We start from the raw sequence: 18,402 nt of genomic DNA, 5'->3' as shown, positions 1-18,402 counted from the left end.
GTCTGGTGAAAGTCATCGGGGCAGGGACACGGCCAACCACTGCCGAGTGTTCATACCCACCTGGTGACTCTCATCTAGCGAACCCTGTGCCAGCCGCGCGCAATCCCGTCGTCACAGACGCCCTCCACACGCCCTCGGATACCGCCAGATCGCCCTCTTTCGTTGATCATTCAGCCACTTGCCAGATGCGACCAAGGCAGGGGCAGACCATGGTCTAGCCCGCCAACCACCCCGTCTCCCGCTACTCTGATGAACAGTATCTGAACACTGCAGTCCTCGGAACTGAACACTCGCCACGCACAAGTGAACATTGCCGTGAACACTCCCCTAGACCGAAAACAGCATCGATGACAGCACCGATAACAGCATCAATAACAACAGAGGCCTGAAAGGCCCGCCGCACAAGGGATGTCTCATGACAGCACGCCATCATTCCGCCAGCCACGTCGATAACCACTTCGATAACCACGTCGATAACCACGTCGATAACCACATCGCCGCCACCCCAGCTCACTCCACGCCCCATCCCGCCGCTGCTCCCGTGGCACTTCAGCATTCCTCACTGGTGTGTCCGCCGGAAGAGCTCGTCTGGCGTCAGCGTCAGGCCGCCAGCCTGATGGCGACGGTGGCGTCAGCGGTGGCCGGTCATACCCTCAATCTTCTTGACCACTGGCAGGCGTGTCTGGTGCTGACGGATCGCGACGGTGTGGTACTGGCAAGCTACGGCCATCAACAGCTGCTGGGCAATGACGCCACCCTGCTGCGCCCCGGCGCGCGCTGGCGCGAGGAATCGCTGGGGCATAACGCCATCGCCGAGACGCTGAATGCGCCGCGCGCCAATCGCCTGGCACGCATCGCGCTCGACGCGCATGACGCCGAATGCCTCAAGGGGCTGGCCAGTGCCAGTGCCGCCCTGCTGGCGCCCGCGAGCTGGAGCAGCCGCCGCGGGCTGACCCCCGGTGCCTGCGAGGGCTGCCTGGGACTGATCTGTGATCCCTATCGCGTCCGCCAGTACAGTCTCGGCATGCTCGGCGTACTGGCGGATGACATCGAACAACGCCGTCTGGGCGAGGCGCTCGGGCATGATCATCATCTGTTGCGCCTGCATCTCAACCGTTCTCAGCTGGACTCGCCCAGCGCCGCCCTGCTGGCCGTCACGCCGCAGGGCCAGGTCGCGGCCGCCAGTCGCAGAGGGCTGCAACTTCTGGCAGCGCACCTTGAGCTCTCGCCATCGCCAGATTGCGCGGAACACCCGGCGGACAACGACAGCTGCGCCACGCGCGATGACCTCCATCTGTTGCTGGGCCAGCCCCTGGCTCGCTGGCAGCTGGACTGGGCACCGCTGGCCCAGCTTGATGACGCGGAGTGCCTGACGCTCACGCAACACCCGCATTTCACGGGCTACGCCTTGTGCGGTGTCCTGCCCAGGCCACGCATTCAGGCACGCGCTCCAGCCACTCACCCCACCGATGAGCGAACTGCCCCGCTGGCCACTCAGGCCGCTGCCTGCCATCCGAGCCTTGCGCGCCTGCATCATGGCGATGCCGGCTGGGCCCGAGTCTGCGAACTGCTGGCGCGGCTGGTGAACGCTCGCCTGCCACTGCTGCTGCAGGGCGAGACAGGTGTCGGCAAGGAAGAGGTGGTCAAGGCGCTGCATCAGGCCAGTCATCGCGCCCATCAGCCACTGGTCGCCATCAATTGCGCGGCATTGCCCGATGAGCTGGTCGAGGCTGAGCTGTTCGGGTATCGGCGCGGCGCCTTTACCGGTGCCGACCCTGCGGGGCGCGAGGGCCGACTGATCGAGGCCAATGGCGGACGCCTGTTTCTGGATGAGATCGGCGACATGCCACTGCATGTCCAGGCGCGTCTGCTGCGCGTGCTGCAGGAGCGTGAAGTCACCCCGCTGGGCGGCGGCAAGCCACAGCGGGTCGATTTCGAACTGGTGGCCGCCACCCATCAGCCTCTCAGCGAGCTGGTCAAGGCAGGTCACTTCCGGGCGGACCTCTACTACCGACTGTGTGGTGCCAGCATCGCCCTGCCGCCACTGCGCGATCGCCAGGACCTGGCTGGATTGAGCCATGCCCTGCTGACCCGCCTGTGCCGGGAGCAGCAACGCGAGCTGCCACGCATCACCCCTGATTTCCTGAACCGTCTCATGCAGCATGATTGGCCGGGCAACGTGCGTGAGCTGGACAATGTCTTGCGTCTGGCACTGGCACTGTGCGATGGGCCGGTCCTGGAGCCGTGCCATGTGATGCTGGCGGGCGACTGTCTCGCATCACAGAATGATTGTCCCGCATCAGAGAACGAGATTGCCCACCAGCCCTCGCAACCGACCGGCCTGCCCTCGCTGCATGATCTCTCCAGTGCCGAGGAACTGCAGAGCGCGCTGGACGCGCTGGGCGGCAACGTCTCGCGTCTCGCTCGGGAGCTGGGCATCAGTCGCACCACGCTCTACAAGCGACTCGGCGCGGCCTGACGCAGCAGGCTTCTCCTCAAGCCCCGGCCCTGAAACGCCCGTGCCCCCGCAGACAGACTCTGCGGGGGCACGGGCGTTTCTTGCGACCCCTATTTCTCACAGCCATCAAGCGCTCAACACTCAAGGGCAGAGGGTAGAGGAAAAAGATCAGCTTGGCGTCAGGCCGCGCAGGCGCTCATTGCGACGGCGAATCAGCTCCAGTGTCGTCAACAGCAGGATCGAGACCAGCACCAGCAGCGTGGCCACCGCCAGAATCGTCGGACTGATCTCCTCGCGGATACCGGACCACATCTGGATCGGGATGGTGGTCTGCGCCGGCCCGGCGATGAACAGCACCACCACGACTTCATCGAACGAGGTGATGAAGGCGAACAGCGCACCGGACACCACGCCCGGCGTCACCAGCGGCAGGATGATGCGGAAGAAGGTGCGACTCGGGCTGGCCCCCAGCGAGTGCGCCGCACGCGTCAGAGAGTGATCGAATCCAGACAGCGTCGCCGTCACCGTGATCACCACGAAGGGAATGCCAAGCGCGGTGTGCGCCAGAATCACGCCCAGATAGGTCTGCGTCAGCCCCAGCTTCGAGAAGAAAAAGAACATCGCCGCGGCACTGATGATCAATGGCACGATCATCGGCGAGATCAGGATCGCCATGATGGTATTGCGAAACGGCATGAAGCGACTCGAAAGCCCAAGCGCGGCAAGCGTGCCCAGTACCGTGGCCAGCACCGTCGCACATACCGCGACGAAGATGCTGTTCTTGATCGAGCGCATCCACTCATCCGACGTGAAGAACTCCTGATACCAGCGCAGCGAGTAACCCTCCGGGTCCAGCGACAGCATCTTCTCCGAGAAGGTGAAGTAGGGTTCGGCATTGAACGAGAGCGGAATGATCACCAGGATCGGCCCGATCAGGAACAGGAAGATCAGCGCACAGAGTGCGCAGAACACCCAATGCCAGATCCGCTCACCACGTGTTGCATAGGAAGGTATGGCCATCTGTCACCCCAGTTTGACCTTGTCGACACCGATCAGGCGGTTGTAGACGAGATAGAAGAGGATCACCACGACCAGCAGGATCGAGCCAATGGCCGCTGCCAGTCCCCAGTTGAGCGAGGTCTGCATGTGATAGGCGATGAAGTTGGTGATGAAGCGGCCCGACTGCCCGCCCACCAGTGCCGGCGTGATGTAGTAGCCGATGGAGAGGATGAAGACCAGAATCGAGCCTGCTCCGATACCCGGCAGGGTCTGCGGGAAGTAGACGCGTCGGAAGGCGGTGATCGGCCCGGCACCCAGCGAGCGCGCCGCGTGCATGTAGCTGGGCGGAATGGTCTTCATCACCGAGTACAGCGGCAGGATCATGAAGGGCAGCAGGATGTGGGTCATCGCGATGATGGTGCCGGTCTTGTTGTAGATCATCTGGATGCGCGCCTCCTCGGCGAGTATCCCGACGCCCACCAGCATGTCGTTGAGCACCCCCTGCTGCTGCAGGATCGCGATCCATGTCGTGGTGCGTACCAGAAGCGAAGTCCAGAACGGCAGCAACACCAGAATCATCAGCAGATTGCCGCGCCCGGCAGGCAGGGTCGCCAGCAGCCAGGCCACCGGATAGGCCAGCAACAGACATAGCCCGGTGATCGCGGCGCTCATCCAGAAGGTGCGGATGAACAGCGAGACATGGATCTGCAGATATTCCGGCTTCTCGACGATCTCGCCAGTGGGAGAGAACTGACGATCCACCGCCGCCAGATAGTAGGAAGCCGTGTAAGGCGTGGACTCGCGCTTGATCAAGCGCCAGATGTCCGGGTCCTGCCAGTCCTCATCGGCCTCGATCAATGCCGCCTTGTAAGGGGCCTCCATGCGAGCGGCCTTGCGTGCACTCTTCATGAACAGTGAGCGCATGCCCGACATTTCATAGTTGAGACGTGAAGCGACACGCCCGAGATTGCGCGCCTTGAGGCCCGCGGCAAGGTCATCTGCCAGCGCGGCGTAGGTAGCCTCATCCGGCAATCCCTCGCCGTCCCAGTCAACCAGCGCCTCACTGGTGCGCGGCAGATAGGTGGAGACTTCCGGGTTGTCGACACTGCGCGACAGCATGTCGAAGATGGGCATGACGAAGGCCAGCCCGATGAAGATCAACAGCGGTGCCACCAGCAGCAACGCCTTGAGACGGCTGCGGCGGATGGCACGATTGAGACTCTGTTTCAGGGGCACGCCGTCGGCGGTGGTCAGTGCCGCGCCGGGGGCTCCATTGGGGTCATGTTCTGCGCTTCCGGACGTGGCCGGGGCGGAGGAATCGCTCATCCTGCACTCCTTGATCGGCTATCCGAGGATGCCTGAGCCGTCAGCCGATTCCCGCACGTGAAGGCGGGGACGAGCACGAACTGCCGGGCGATCAGGCATGATCAAAAAGGCCCCGGCGCGCGGTCGTGCGCCACCGGGGCCATCGGGTCAGTGCGGAATCAGCGTGCCAGCCAGGCGTTGAAGCGCTGGCTCAGCTCATCGAGGTTGTCGGCCCAGAACTCGTCATCCTTGGGAATGGCGGTCTCGAAGTTGGGGCCATAGGTCGGCATGTGCGGCTTCATGTCGATGCCCGTATCGGCGTGGGTCGAGACCAGCGCCGCAGACGAGGTACGTGCCGGGCCGTAGGAGATGTACTTGGCCTGGTCCGCCAGACGCTGGGTGTCGGTGGCAAACATCAGGTAATCCTTGACCTTGTCGAGCTTGCCGGTCGGGACGACCCAGCCGTCCAGCTCGAACACCTGAGCATCCCAGACGATGGCGAAGGGCTGCTTCTCGTTGACCTCGGCATTGAAGATACGGCCGTTGTAGGCAGAGGCGAAGGCCACTTCCTTGTCCGCCAGCAGCTGCGGCGGCTGGGCACCCTCCTCCCACCAGATGACGCTGTCCTTGATGGTATCGAGCTTGGCGAAGGCACGCTCGATGCCTTCATCGGTCTCCAGCATGTCGTAGACCTCTTCCGGTGCCACACCATCAGCGACCAGTGCCCATTCCATGTTGTTGATCGGCTTCTTCTGCAACGCACGCTTGCCGGGGAACTCCTCGAGATTGAAGACATCATCGATGGAATCCGGCTGCTTGTCCTCGGGGAACATCTCGGTATTGAAGGCCACGATGTTGGAATAGACGATCTGCGGCACGAAGCACTCACTGAGCGAGCCTTCGATGAAATCCTCACTGGCCGGTGTTCCATCCGGCGCTGCCGCGAACAGGGTGTCCGGGTCCAGCGGCTCGATCAGCCCTTCGGAGCAGGCGATCAGCGCGTCGCTGGGCAACATGTCGACCAGATCCCAGGTGACGTTGCCTGCCTGTACCTGGGCACGCAGCCCCGAGAGCGCATTGGACGACTTGTCGATATTGACGACGGTATCGCCGCTCTTCTCTTCCCATGGCTCGTGATAGGCCTTGAGCTGGCTTTCACTGTACGCCCCGCCCCACGACACGATATTGAGTGTCTCGGCCTGAGCTGCGGTGGCGCCAAGGCTTGCCGTGGCGACCGCCACGACCAGAGCGGCACGCAGTGGCATGCTGGCCCCTGCGCAGGAACGCGACACCTGGGCGATGCGACGTGAAGAGATGAATCGATTGATCACTGACATGGGTGAATCTCCCTGAATTCTTGTTGTTGTACTGCACTCTTGTCGCGAATCGTGCTGTTGCTCTCTCGGGTAAGGCCTGCGTTCGTCTCCTGTGCTGTCGTCAGGCATCCAGTGCTCGGCAATCGCAGGCATCCCACCCGACCTGCAATGTCTGTCCGGGCCGCAAGGGTGGATAGCCTTCGGCATTGGGTGTCTTGATGATGAATTCGTCACTGCCACATACCGCCACTCGCGTGCGCAGATGATCTCCAAGATAGATCACCTCAAGCACCTCGGCGGTAAAGACATTGTCGGGAGGGGATGAAACACCTGCCTCTTCGCTGGACAGCAGACGCACCCGCTCCGGGCGGAGCGACAGCTGGGTACGCTCGCCAATCTCATTGACGGCGACCTTGAGTGCCCGCACCTGCTCGCCACTGTCGAGGGTCACGGTGCAATGCGCGTCTTGTGCTGCCAGCTGTGTGACCTGCCCGTTGAGGCGGTTGTTCTCGCCGATGAAATAGGCGACGAAGGCATTCTCCGGCGCTTCATATAGCGCCTCGGGGGTCGCCAGCTGCTGGACGATGCCATCATTGAAGACCGCGATGCGGTCCGACATGGTCAGCGCTTCCGTCTGATCATGGGTCACGTAGAGCATGGTGACGCCGAGACGCTGGTGGATGCGCTTGATCTCGAACTGCATCTCTTCACGCAGATTCTTGTCAAGCGCCCCCAGCGGCTCATCCATAAGCACCAGTTCCGGCTCGAAGACCAGCGCGCGCGCCAGGGCGACCCGCTGTTGCTGTCCGCCGGAGAGTTGCCCCGGGCGGCGATCCCCGAATTCGCCGAGCCGCACCATGTCCAGTGCATTGGCCACCTTGGTGGAAATCTCTTCCTTGCTCATGCCGCGCACTTCCAGCGGAAATGCCAGGTTCTCGGCCACGCTCATGTGCGGAAACAGGGCGTAATTCTGGAAGACCATGCCGATGCCGCGCTTGTGCGGTGGCAAGTCGTTGATGGGGGTACCGTCGAGAAGGATGTCGCCATGAGTCGGCGTTTCGAAGCCCGCCATCATCATCAGGCAGGTGGTCTTGCCGGAACCGGACGGCCCCAGCAGGGTGACGAACTCGCCGCGCCGAACTTCAAGATTGAAGCCCTTGACCACCAGCGTTTCGCCGTCATAGCTCTTTTGCACATCATTGAAGATCGCGAAGCAGGAGCTGGTCTCCTGCGGCGCGTCGGGCTCTGCAGTCATGACCATGCGTGGTATCCATCATGTTGTTGTTATCGCGAAGCCCGCGATCGACCGGGCTTCACCCGCCCCGTGATCACTGCTCTCACTCCCATTTGACCCTACGGTGGCAGACCAAAGGCGACAAGCGGCACTCCCGCTGAATAGCGTTGAAAGCAGGCTATGCGAAAGTCTGAACATTGGACTATGAGCACGTTGCTTCCCGCCGCGAACCTCTCTCGCGGGACTCACGGGGCAAGGGCCTTGCCCGGCGAGCGCCCACTAGAAAGCCCCGCCTGCACGAATGTCAGACGGGGCTTCAGGTCTTTCAACTTTCCAGGCCAGGTGGCGGCACTGATCGAATCAGCCGGTCGAATCAGCCGGTCAAGTTCGCAATGCCTCACGGGATGCGAACCCGCCACACGGGGCCCGGACCGCCCGGATCGGGTCGCCCAGACCGGGTCAGAACTTGGTGATGACCCACACGGCGTGGATGATCCCCGGCAGGAAGCCGAAACAGGTCAGGATGATGTTGATCCAGAAATGCTTGTTGGCGACCCCCACCTGCATCAGTACGCCCAGCGGCGGAAGGATGATGGCCAGAATGATGCGAATGATATCCATAGTTTGCTCCTTGCGGGTGGAATTGGGTGACCTGATCCTCTCGTCCAACGTCTACCTGCAGCGTGACACACGAATGACGCACTCATGGCTTCCGTGGCGGTTCGTCCTCATCTGTCGAGTCCTGCGACTTGACCCGGGAGTCACGATTGACCTTCTGTGCAAGCGACTCGGACTCCGCTGCCAGTTGCTCGTGATAGCGCTCCCAGTCCTCCCAGTCATGTGGCGTGCCACTGCGGGGGCGGTGACTGCCCGACTCACGTGCACGTGCCCAGGCGTGTTCTTCCAGACTCTGAGGCTTGTCCTCTTCCTTGTCCTTGTCGCCATCCAGGCCGTGCTTTGCCATGTACTCTCTTGCGTTCATCTGCTGCCTCGCTTGTCAGGCGCGAAACCTGACGATGCTGTGACTTACCCACTACCTGCGGCTGACACCGAGCAATATCAAGCCTGCACACCGCTTTCGAACAAAAAACTCCGCAAACGTTCAGTCGCCCAGGCTCACGTCATCAAGAAAAGCTATCGCATCGCTTGATGCAATCAAATTCACCCGCCCCCGGCATCTGCATAGACTGGATCCAGTTTCGCAAGGCACTGATTCTTCGAGGTCCTGCTTTCCTTTTCGAAGTCTTCATCGCCTGCCAACCCATTCAACATTCTCATGTCGAGATCGGAGCCAATTTCATGCAACTCGAGTCACACGAAGGCCAGCAAGTCCCCAACGTCAGCTTCAAGATTCGCCGCGACGGCCGTCTAGTCGAACGCACCAGCGAGGAGATCTTCTCAGGCCGCAACGTGGTGGTCTTCGCCCTGCCGGGTGCCTTCACCCCGACCTGCTCTTCCACCCACCTGCCGCGTTACAACGAACTGGCCGATCGTTTCTATGCGGTCGGGATCGACGAGATCGTCTGCCTGTCGGTCAACGACGCCTTCGTCATGGAATCCTGGGGCGAGCATCAGGAAGCCGAGAACCTGAGCCTGATCGCCGATGGCAACGGTGACTTCGCACAGGGCATGGGCATGCTGGTCGACAAGAGCGATATCGGCTTCGGCAAGCGCAGCTGGCGCTACTCCATGCTGGTGCGCAACGGCGTGGTCGAGAAGCAGTTCATCGAGCCGCAGAAACCGGGCGACCCCTTTGAAGTCTCCGACGCCGACACCATGCTGGATTATCTGGACCCGGAAGCCGGCCGTCCCAGCTTCGCCACCCTGTTCAGCAAGCCGGGCTGCCCGTACTGCGCACGTGCCAAGCAGATGCTTGATGAAGCCCGCATCAGCTACGAAGTCATCGAAGTCGGCACCCGTGGCGTGACCTCTCGCACCCTGCGCGCCATGACCGGCCAAGCCACCGTGCCTCAGGTCTGGATCGACGGTGAGCACGTCGGCGGCAGCGATGAAGTCGCCCGCTACTTCGGCAGCCTAACCAGCGCCTGAGCGCTTCACGCTGACGTAACCCCATCGCCATCTCGTTTCATCATGCGCGGGTCACCCCGCGCCTGAGACCCCATTCAGTCAGGTGCGCCGCTGGCGCACCTTGAGGAGTACGACGTGAACGAACGCCAGGTTGAAGTCGCCATCATCGGCGCAGGCAGTGCAGGACTCGGCGCCTATCGCGCCGCCAAGGCCCACACCGATTCCGTGGTCATGATCGAGGGAGGTCCCTACGGCACCACCTGTGCCCGTGTCGGCTGCATGCCCTCCAAGCTCTTGATCAGTGCGGCGGAAGCCGCGCATCACGCCCGTGATACCGCGCCGTTCGGCATCAATATCGAAGGCGAGGTCAAGGTGGATGGCCGCGCCGTGATGGACCGCGTCAAGCGGGAGCGCGACCGCTTCGTCGGTTTCGTGGTCGAGTCCGTGGAAGGCATCCCGCCGCAGGACAAGCTGCGCGGCAATGCACGTTTCGAGACCGCCAACAGCCTGATCATCGGCGACAACGAGACCCGCGTGACCTTCGAGCGTGTCGTGATCGCCACCGGCTCACGCCCCAGCTACCCGGGCTTCTTCGAGAATGCCGGTGACCGCCTGATCATCAACGACAACGTCTTCGAGTGGGACGACCTGCCGGAATCCGTCGCCGTCTTCGGCCCGGGCGTCATCGGGCTGGAGCTGGGCCAGGCGCTCACGCGTCTCGGCGTGCGCATCCGCATGTTCGGCGTCGGCGGCGCCATCGGCCCGCTGCGTGACGAGAAGCTGCGCGCCAATGCCGATCGCGTCTTCAACGAGGAGTTCTATCTGGACCCGGACGCCAAGGTCGAGAAGATCGAACGTGTCGAGGACGAGAACGGTGCCGGTGTCGAGATCACCTTCATCGAGCGTGGCAGCGAAGCTCGCCTGACCGAACGTTTCGACTATCTGCTCGCGGCCACCGGTCGTCGCCCGAATGTCGATCGCCTCAATATCGACGCCCTCGGGCTGAAGCTGGACGAGCGCGGCGTGCCGATCTTCAATCGCCACACCCTGCAGACTCGCCTGAGCGATGATACCCCGAGCCATGTCTTCATCGCCGGCGACGCCAACAACGACCTGCCGCTGCTGCACGAGGCCTCCGACGAGGGCCGTATCGCCGGTGACAACGCCGGTCGCTTCCCCGAGGTGCGTGCCGGTCACCGCAAGAGCACCATCGCCGTCGTCTTCAGCGATCCGCAGATGGCGACCATCGGCCTCTCCACCGCCGAGATCGAACAGCGCTACGGTGCCTGCGACTGCTACGCGGTCGGCGAAGTCGACTTCACCGGCCAGGGCCGCTCCCGCGTGATGCGCATGAACAAGGGCATGCTGCGCGTCTATGGCGAGCAAGGCACTGGCCTGCTGCTGGGTGCCGAGATCTTCGGTCCCCGTGCCGAGCACCTCGCCCACCTGCTGGCCTGGTCCCATCAGCAGCGCATGACCATCGAGCAGATGCTGGAAATGCCCTTCTATCACCCGGTGATCGAGGAAGGTCTGCGCACCGCGCTGCGGGATCTCAATGCCAACCTGCAGCTGGGGCCGGCCGTGGTCGAACGCTGCATGGAGTGCGGCCCGGGCGACTGATCTCGCCGCACGACGCTCGGGGAGTCTGATGGCCACTGGCGATCGGACTCCCCGAGACAAGGCGACAAGCGGCGTCGGGCAGCTCACGATGGGATGCTCTATGCTCTGAACGAGACGTCGACATGCCGTCGGCTACCGCCTGGCGGGTAGCCGACATCCATCGAACGACTCCCTGCCCGGGCGTCGTCAGCGGCGAAGCAGGAGACCTGCCCATGAAAGCCACACAACTGAAGGTCCCTTCGACCCTTCGCGACATCATGTCCCGCGACTGTTATCGGGTGAAGGCACGCACCAGCATTCTGGAATTCGCCCACGGCCTGACCCATCACCGTCTGCCGGGTGCGCCTGTGGTCGATGACCTGGATCGTCTGGTCGGTTTCATCTCGGAGCAGGACATCCTCGGCAAGCTGCTCGACAGCGCCTATCACTGCGGCCAACACGCACAGGTCGGTGACCTCATGCGTCACGAGGTCCTGAGTGTCGCCCCCAATGACAGCATCACCGACCTTGCACAGCGCATGAATGGTCATCAGCCCAAGGTCTATCCCGTGGTGGAACAGGGACGCCTGATCGGTGTGGTGACACGTCGTGATGTCCTGAGTGCCCTGCTCACCATGCAGGCGGGTTGCTGAACTGACATCCGGCGCGTGATTGCCTGACGACGCTGGCCAGACATGGCGCCGCATGAAGGAGCATGCAGAAGCATGCAGCGCCCATGAAAAAGCCCGCGCAGACAGGATGTCTGCGCGGGCTTTTTCATGTCTCTTTGACCATCCGATGTGTGAGGCCTTGCCTCACATGATTACCTGCCAGCTAACCCATTCATGTCCGGGTCATGATCTCTGGAGCGTCACCCCAGGACGGAAAAGCGCTTGCGAACGCAAGTCATGACGTTCTCTCGGGCAATGACGCCGTAGCATTGACTCGATGACCACGCACTCGTGACCAAAAAAAACCGCCAGGCAGTGCATGGCGGTGGATAAGAACAGTTAAAGCCAGACATAACATCGCGATAACATCATGTCCTTGCCAACTATGACTGCAGCTTTGGCATTTCTATCCCGAGGGTGGCCAAAAAAATCGGCCTTTTTTGTCACAGACCTTTACCAGATGTGAAAGCTGGGCTACGTGCGTTGCCTGATGAAGACGCATGAGTCGGCTCGCATCATGTGCAGGGCCGAATGTGCAGGCCCGATTGATCCGAGACATGTCGGGCAAGGACGCGCTAGCCTGAGGCCTGTTCCCCATTGCTGCGCAATCGAGCCCCCCATCACAAGGACATCGCATGTCTGCCACGCCCCATGATCTGAGTGCCCTCACCCTGCATCATCCGGAAATTGCCACTCTGAGGGCTCGCCGGGAAATCAGCTGGCTGAATCCCGGACGACTCGACATCACGCAAGCGCAGGCCTCGCCGGCATTGCAGGCAAGTGGCGTGGGCGAACAGGATATCGAGGCTGCCGAGGCGCGCCTGGCACGTTTCGCGCCCTGGATTGCCGAGGCCTTTCCTGAGACGGCCGCCGCGTCAGGGCGCATCGAATCACCGCTGGTGGCAGCGCCCAGCTTGCAGCAGGCGCTGGGCGAGTCCCTTGCCACGCCTGATACCTCCCATGCCTCCGGGCAGACACTCCCCGGCCGCCTGATGATCAAGTGTGACCATCAACTGCCGATCTCAGGGTCCATCAAGGCACGTGGTGGCATCCACGAGGTGCTCAAGCATGCCGAGCGTCTCGCCGTTGACGCAGGGCTTGTGCGTTTTGATGACGACTATCGCGCCTTCGAACACCCCGCGATTCAGGCACTGCTGGCCAACCAGCGGATACTGGTGGGCTCCACCGGCAACCTGGGACTCAGCATCGGGATCATGAGTGCCCGACTCGGCTTTCGCGTCACCGTCCACATGTCGGCGGATGCCAAGCAGTGGAAGAAGGACCTGCTGCGCTCGCGTGGCGCAGAGGTCGTGGAGCACAGCGGCGATTACAGCAAGGCGGTCGAGGCTGGACGCCGGGAGGCGCAGCAGCCAGACGCCCACTTCATCGATGATGAAAGCTCGCGGGATCTGTTCATGGGCTACGCCACGGCAGCCAGCCGCCTCGCGCGGCAGCTCGAGGATCAGGGGATTGCCGTGGATGCCCGCCATCCGCTGTGCGTCTACCTGCCGTGTGGCGTCGGCGGCGGCCCGGGCGGCGTGGCCTACGGCCTCAAGCAGGTCTTCGGTGACGCCGTGCACTGCTTCTTCGCCGAGCCGGTCAATTCCCCCTGCATGCTGCTGGGCATGTTGACCGGGAAGCATGACGGCATCGCGGTGGAGGATATCGGACTGGACAATCGCACCTGTGCCGATGGCCTGGCGGTGGGGCGCGCCTCGGCCTTCGTCGGACAGGTGATGGCACCGCTGCTCAGTGGCATCTACACCCTGTCGGATGACAGCATGCTCGAATGGCTGGCGCTGGCGCATGACAGCGAAGGGCTCAAGCTTGAGCCGTCGGCGCTGGCCGGGGTGCCCGGCATCATCCGCGTGCTGCGCAATGACGCCCCCGAGTGGCACGCCTGGCGAGCGGCTGTCGGGCTGGATGACGGCGAAGTGCAGGCCAGCACCACCCATGTCATATGGGCCACCGGCGGCAGCATGGTGCCCGATGAGATCTGGCAGGCCGACTATCAGCGTGGCAAGGCGTTGCTGGCGACTGCCGGCAGATCAGGCGATGAACGCCTGCCATAACCACACGCCCGTCAGGGTCAGCCCGATCACGCCCAGCGGGCGTGAATAGCGTTGCCAGAGGGCCATCGCCTGATCCTCGACCAGTGCCACCAGGGCCGCCAGTCCGAAATAGCGCACTCCGCGCCCGACCAGTGCCGCCAGCAGGAACAGCCCGACCGGATACCCGCTGGCACCGGCGACCAGCATGGCGCTCTGGAAGGGAATCGGCACGATGCCGATCAGCATGATGGCGAGGAAGCCCTGCTCGCTGAAGCGCTGCTGGAAGGCTTCGAGGGCCTGCTGGCCGCCGAAGAAGCTGATCAACCCATCGCCCCACGCTGCCAGTGCATAGGCCCCGAGATAGAACCCCAGCAGCGCCGCGGTGAGGTTGCCGGCCAATGCCACCGCGGCCACTCGCCAGCGGCGCTCGGGATGGCGCAGCATCCACGGGATCAGGATGACCTCGATGGGAATCGGGATCAAAAGGGTTTCCAGCATCGAGGCGATGAACAGCCACAGCATGGCGTGGCGGGATTGATTGAGGCGGTCGAGCCAATCACTCGCGGAAGAGAGTTTCCACATGAAGGCAGCACGTTGTCCTGGATGATGAGCTGACCACTTTGCCTTGAGTCCGCCCCGCTTGCCAGCCTGGCCACACGCCTGACCTCGAAGCCTGTTCTCAAGGCCAGCTCTCAAGATCAGCTCTCAAGTCCAGCTCTCAAACCCTGCGCGCTACTCGAAGCCTTCCAGGCGCATGGCAGAGCGGATGAGCCGCTCATCTTCCGCTTCCAGCTCACGCAGACTGTCGCGAATGCCGTGCAGGTGGTCCAGCGCCGCGCTTTCGGCAGCGTCCGGCTGCTGGTCCATCACCGCACGATAGATGGCCGTGTGCTGAGCATTGATCTGGCCGCGGGGAATCGGCCGATGGTAGAGATTGCGCAGCGAGGCGAACACCGAGCTGAGCAGCAGGTCATTGATGCCCTTGAGCGTATGCACCAGCACCGGATTGTGGGATGCCTCACAGATGGCGTGGTGAAAGGCGTGGTCGTGACGCGCCAGCTGCTGGGCATCCGGCAGCACCTCATCACCCTGCGCTGAGGACGGAAAGTCCGGCGGATACTCGCGCACGCAGGCCGCCATTGCCTCGTAATGACGCCGGATCAGTACTCTATCCGCCGGCGTGCCGCGCTGGGCGGCCAGTCGCGCCGACTGCCCCTCCAGCAGCGCGCGCACCTCGAGCAGGTCATACAAGGTGCGCGGCTGGTCCCGAAACAGGTGCATCAACGGACTGATATCGCCGCTCGGCAACAGCTGAGCGACGCTGGAGCCCTTGCCGTGGCGCGTCTCGATGATGCCCTTGCCACGCAACAGCCTCAGCCCCTCGCGCAGCGAGGCGCGTGAGATACCCAGTCGCTCACAGAGCCTGCGTTCCGAAGGAATCATCTGCCCCGGCTTGAGCACACCATCCAGTATCAACTGCTCGAGGCGCGCCGCCGCATGCTCCGGCGCACGCTGCTCACCGCACGCCATTCTCTCTGACACCTGCATCCCTGCCCCTCCCCTGATGAACCGGCCGAGCCAGCCCGGCTGGCCTCTCCCGGGGTGCTCGTCTCACGTCTGCCGCTCGCCTGCCCGCATGCGGCAAGGAGACTGCCGCCCTTCTCACTGGTCAGACCACGCTCTCTACCCTAGCGAGCTCTCCTGTCGGCAGCGATACCCGATGACATGAACTAGACGAATGTCTGGTCAGACCACTGTGGCTTCGCATGGACAAGGCGCAGCCCTCACTGCCAGATTGGAGGCACACCCACGCATCGTGACCTGCACACCCGACACGCCGCATGCATCACCGGCGCAATGGACACCCGACACGGCATCGCGAGTACCGGACTCTCCTGGAGGCATGGCATGAATATCCTGTATGACCCGACGCTGGATGGCCCTCTCCCCCAGCACGAAAAGTCCCGGGTACTGGCGCACCTCACCACGCTGCTGCCCGACCTCACCCTGCTGCATCGCGAAGAGGATCTGCATCCCTTCGAATGTGATGGACTGGCGGCCTATCGCGTCATGCCGATGCTGGTCGCGCTGCCCGAGCGTGTCGAACAGGTCGCCGCCCTGCTGCGCGAATGCCACTCGCTGGGGGTTCCGGTGGTCACGCGCGGTGCTGGCACTGGCCTTTCCGGCGGCGCCTTGCCGCTGGAACAAGGCGTGCTACTGGTGATGTCGCGCATGGCGCGCATTCTCGAGCTCGACCCCGATGCGCGTACCGCGCGCCTGCAACCCGGGGTGCGCAACCTGGCCATTTCAGAAGCTGCCGCCCCATACGGGCTCTACTACGCGCCGGACCCCTCCTCGCAGATCGCCTGCTCCATCGGCGGCAACGTGGCCGAGAATGCCGGCGGTGTGCACTGTCTCAAGTACGGCCTCACCGTGCACAACCTGCTCAAGCTCGAGGTGCTGACCATCGAGGGCGAGGCGATGACGATCGGCGCCGACAGCCTCGACTCCCCCGGACTGGACCTGCTGGCGCTGATGACAGGCTCCGAAGGCATGCTGGGCGTGGTCACGGAAGTCACGGTGCGTCTGCTGCCCCGCCCCGAGACGGCCAAGGTGCTGATGGCAAGCTTCGCCGATATCGACAAGGCCGGCCGTGCGGTGGGCGACATCATCGCCTGCGGCATCATCCCCGGCGGGCTCGAGATGATGGACAACCTCGCCATCCGCGCCGCTGAAGATTTCATCCACGCGGGCTATCCGGTGGAGGCCGCTGCCATCCTGCTCTGCGAGCTGGATGGTGCCGAGGCCGATGTCGTTGATGATTGCGCACGGGTTCGCGAGGTGCTGGAACGCGCCGGTGCCACCGAGATCCGGCTCGCCCGTGATGAGGCCGAGCGCGCGCGCTTCTGGGCCGGACGCAAGAATGCCTTCCCTGCCGTGGGTCGCATGTCGCCCGATTATTACTGCATGGATGGCACCATCCCGCGCCGCGAACTGCCCGTCGTGCTCAACGGTATCGCCGAACTCTCGCGCCAATCGGGGCTCGCAGTGGCCAATGTCTTCCATGCCGGTGACGGCAACATGCACCCGCTGATCCTGTTCGATGCCAACAAGCCCGGGGAGCTTGAGCTGGCCGAGGAGGTCGGCGGCAGGATTCTGGAACTGTGCGTGGCCGCCGGCGGCAGCATCACCGGTGAACATGGCGTTGGCCGCGAGAAGATCAACCAGATGTGCGCGCAGTTCAATCACGAGGAGATCAGCGTCTTCCATGCCGTGAAGGCCGCCTTCGACCCCACCGGGCTGCTCAATCCCGGCAAGAACATCCCGACGCTGGCGCGCTGTGCCGAATTCGGTGCCATGCATGTGCATGACAACCAGCTGCCACATCCGGAGCTTCCGCGTTTCTAGACAGCTCTTGAATTCGCCGCCACCAGACCTTCTGCCACCTGATTTTCGCCACTTCATCGCCACTTCATAGCCACTTCATCGCCACTTCATAGCCACTTCATCGCCACTTCATAGAGATATGCCATGCCAGAGCCAGATGATTCGCTCCAGGATCAGGTGCCAAGCCATGCCGAGTGCGCCACACCTGCCGCCAGCCAGCACACGCAGGAACACGATGCCAGTGAGGCACTTTGCGAGCAGGTCCGCGCCGCCCATGAGGCGAGACGCCCGCTGCGCATCGCCGGCAGTGGCAGCAAGGCCTTTCTCGGCCGTGAAGTGGCTGCCGAGGAAGTACTCGACCTGCGTGCGCACCACGGCATCACCCACTACGACCCCGTGGAGCTGATGGTTTCGGTACGTGCCGGCACACCACTGGCGACGCTGGAGGCCGTGCTCGCCGAACAAGGCCAGCATCTGAGCTGCGAGCCGCCTCACTTCGGCCCCGAAGCGACCGTCGGCGGCACTCTCGCCTCTGGACTCAGCGGCCCACGCCGCCCCTGGAGCGGCAGCCTGCGCGACCTGGTGCTGGGCACGCGCATCATCAGTGCCGATGGCAAGGCGCTGCGCTTCGGCGGCGAAGTGATGAAGAACGTGGCGGGCTACGACCTGTCGCGCCTGATGTGCGGTGCCCAGGGCACGCTGGGCGTGATCAGCGAAGTCTCGCTCAAGGTGATGCCGCGACCGGTGGCGAGCGAATCGCTGTGCCTGGAGCTAAGTCTCGCCGAGGCGCTGACTCGCCTGGATGCCTGGGGGCGCACGCCGCTGCCGGTCACGGCGACCAGCTGGCATGACGGTCGCCTCACCCTGCGCCTGGAAGGGGGCGAGCGTTCGGTCCAGGCCGGGCGCGAGCAATTGGGCGGCGAGGTGTTGATGCCTGACCAGGCATCGGCGCAATGGACCGAGTTGCGCGAGCACCGCCTGCCCTTCTTCACCGCGCGCGCGCCACATCAGGCCCTGTGGCGACTGTCCTTGCCGCTGGCACTGGATCACGTCGAATGGCAAGCCGCCGTCAGCGAGCTGCTGGGTCATCTTGAGGACGCCGACCTGCTGTGTGACTGGGCGGGCGCCCAGCGCTGGCTTTACAGCGACGCCCCCGCTGACAGGGTTCGCTCGCTGGCCAGCCGGCTGGGTGGCCATGCCATCTGCTACACCCCGGGAGCCGTCGCTGCCGAGGACAGTCCACTGATGCCACTGGCCGCCATCAATGCCCGCTATCACCTCCAGCTCAAGCAGCAGCTGGATCCTCACGGCATCCTCAATCCCGGTCGTCTATATGCCGAGATGTGATTCACTT

General features: G+C 63.3%; 15 protein-coding genes. 7 read left to right on the top strand and 8 right to left on the bottom strand.

All coding sequences use genetic code 11. The annotated features are described in order from the left end of the window. The first annotated feature begins 415 nt into the window (after positions 1-415). The gene (locus OW493_RS02530; RefSeq protein ID WP_289863140.1) at positions 416-2,479 is read left to right on the top strand and encodes a sigma 54-interacting transcriptional regulator; all 2,064 of its coding nucleotides are present in this window, start codon (positions 416-418) and stop codon (positions 2,477-2,479) included. 147 nt (positions 2,480-2,626) lie between these two features. On the opposite strand, the gene OW493_RS02525 is transcribed toward OW493_RS02530, so the two are convergent. The 6 genes from OW493_RS02525 to OW493_RS02500 form a co-directional block, all read right to left on the bottom strand. Further along, positions 2,627-3,478: an ABC transporter permease gene (locus tag OW493_RS02525; RefSeq protein ID WP_077372706.1), complete on the bottom strand. Its 852-nt coding sequence runs from the start codon at positions 3,476-3,478 to the stop codon at positions 2,627-2,629. Positions 3,479-3,481: 3 nt separating this feature from the next. Then, positions 3,482-4,783, bottom strand: coding sequence for an ABC transporter permease (locus OW493_RS02520; RefSeq protein WP_077372703.1), 1,302 nt, complete (start codon positions 4,781-4,783; stop codon positions 3,482-3,484). 158 nt (positions 4,784-4,941) lie between these two features. Beyond that, positions 4,942-6,099 carry an extracellular solute-binding protein gene (locus tag OW493_RS02515; RefSeq protein ID WP_240499558.1) on the bottom strand — a complete coding sequence of 386 codons (1,158 nt, stop codon included), beginning with the start codon at positions 6,097-6,099 and terminating at the stop codon, positions 4,942-4,944. 100 nt (positions 6,100-6,199) lie between these two features. Continuing rightward, positions 6,200-7,339 carry an ABC transporter ATP-binding protein gene (locus OW493_RS02510; RefSeq protein ID WP_307722833.1) on the bottom strand — a complete coding sequence of 380 codons (1,140 nt, stop codon included), beginning with the start codon at positions 7,337-7,339 and terminating at the stop codon, positions 6,200-6,202. A gap of 432 nt (positions 7,340-7,771) precedes the next feature. Next, positions 7,772-7,933: a YqaE/Pmp3 family membrane protein gene (locus tag OW493_RS02505; RefSeq protein ID WP_043334518.1), complete on the bottom strand. Its 162-nt coding sequence runs from the start codon at positions 7,931-7,933 to the stop codon at positions 7,772-7,774. An 82-nt stretch (positions 7,934-8,015) separates the two neighbouring features. Continuing rightward, positions 8,016-8,276, bottom strand: coding sequence for a hypothetical protein (locus tag OW493_RS02500; protein ID WP_240499559.1), 261 nt, complete (start codon positions 8,274-8,276; stop codon positions 8,016-8,018). A gap of 335 nt (positions 8,277-8,611) precedes the next feature. Between OW493_RS02500 and OW493_RS02495 the strand changes: the two genes are divergently transcribed. The 4 genes from OW493_RS02495 (at position 8,612) to OW493_RS02480 (ending at position 13,682) form a co-directional block, all read left to right on the top strand. Beyond that, positions 8,612-9,361: a glutathione peroxidase gene (locus OW493_RS02495; protein WP_077372697.1), complete on the top strand. Its 750-nt coding sequence runs from the start codon at positions 8,612-8,614 to the stop codon at positions 9,359-9,361. A gap of 114 nt (positions 9,362-9,475) precedes the next feature. Then, positions 9,476-10,960: a dihydrolipoyl dehydrogenase gene (locus tag OW493_RS02490; RefSeq protein ID WP_077372695.1), complete on the top strand. Its 1,485-nt coding sequence runs from the start codon at positions 9,476-9,478 to the stop codon at positions 10,958-10,960. Between the two features lie 212 nt (positions 10,961-11,172). Next, positions 11,173-11,592 (top strand): CBS domain-containing protein, encoded by a 420-nt coding sequence (locus OW493_RS02485; protein ID WP_289863139.1) that lies wholly within the window; start codon positions 11,173-11,175, stop codon positions 11,590-11,592. 653 nt (positions 11,593-12,245) lie between these two features. After that, positions 12,246-13,682, top strand: a complete 1,437-nt coding sequence (locus tag OW493_RS02480) for a D-serine ammonia-lyase (RefSeq protein ID WP_289863138.1) — start codon at positions 12,246-12,248, stop codon at positions 13,680-13,682. Here the strand turns inward: OW493_RS02480 and OW493_RS02475 are convergent. Both OW493_RS02475 and glcC read right to left on the bottom strand, forming a co-directional pair. Further along, a complete protein-coding gene (locus tag OW493_RS02475) occupies positions 13,659-14,243 on the bottom strand; it encodes a VTT domain-containing protein (RefSeq protein ID WP_289863137.1) in 585 nt (194 codons plus the stop codon). The two genes, OW493_RS02480 and OW493_RS02475, sit on opposite strands and share 24 nt — an antisense overlap. A gap of 150 nt (positions 14,244-14,393) precedes the next feature. Next, positions 14,394-15,209 carry a transcriptional regulator GlcC gene (gene glcC / locus OW493_RS02470; protein ID WP_218015034.1) on the bottom strand — a complete coding sequence of 272 codons (816 nt, stop codon included), beginning with the start codon at positions 15,207-15,209 and terminating at the stop codon, positions 14,394-14,396. A gap of 360 nt (positions 15,210-15,569) precedes the next feature. Here glcC and glcD point away from each other — a divergent pair, with 360 nt between their 5' ends. Both glcD and glcE read left to right on the top strand, forming a co-directional pair. Then, entirely contained in the window at positions 15,570-17,069 is a 1,500-nt protein-coding gene (glcD, locus tag OW493_RS02465; protein WP_289863136.1) for a glycolate oxidase subunit GlcD, read from the top strand. Between the two features lie 123 nt (positions 17,070-17,192). Further along, positions 17,193-18,395 carry a glycolate oxidase subunit GlcE gene (glcE, locus tag OW493_RS02460; protein WP_289863135.1) on the top strand — a complete coding sequence of 401 codons (1,203 nt, stop codon included), beginning with the start codon at positions 17,193-17,195 and terminating at the stop codon, positions 18,393-18,395. The last annotated feature ends 7 nt before the right edge of the window (positions 18,396-18,402 follow it).

The organism is Cobetia sp. 14N.309.X.WAT.E.A4, from assembly GCF_030397495.1.
GTDB classification, from domain to species: Bacteria; Pseudomonadota; Gammaproteobacteria; order Pseudomonadales; family Halomonadaceae; genus Cobetia; species Cobetia marina.
Note: the sequence above shows the minus strand (reverse complement) of the source record. Positions and strands in the feature narration are given on the sequence as shown.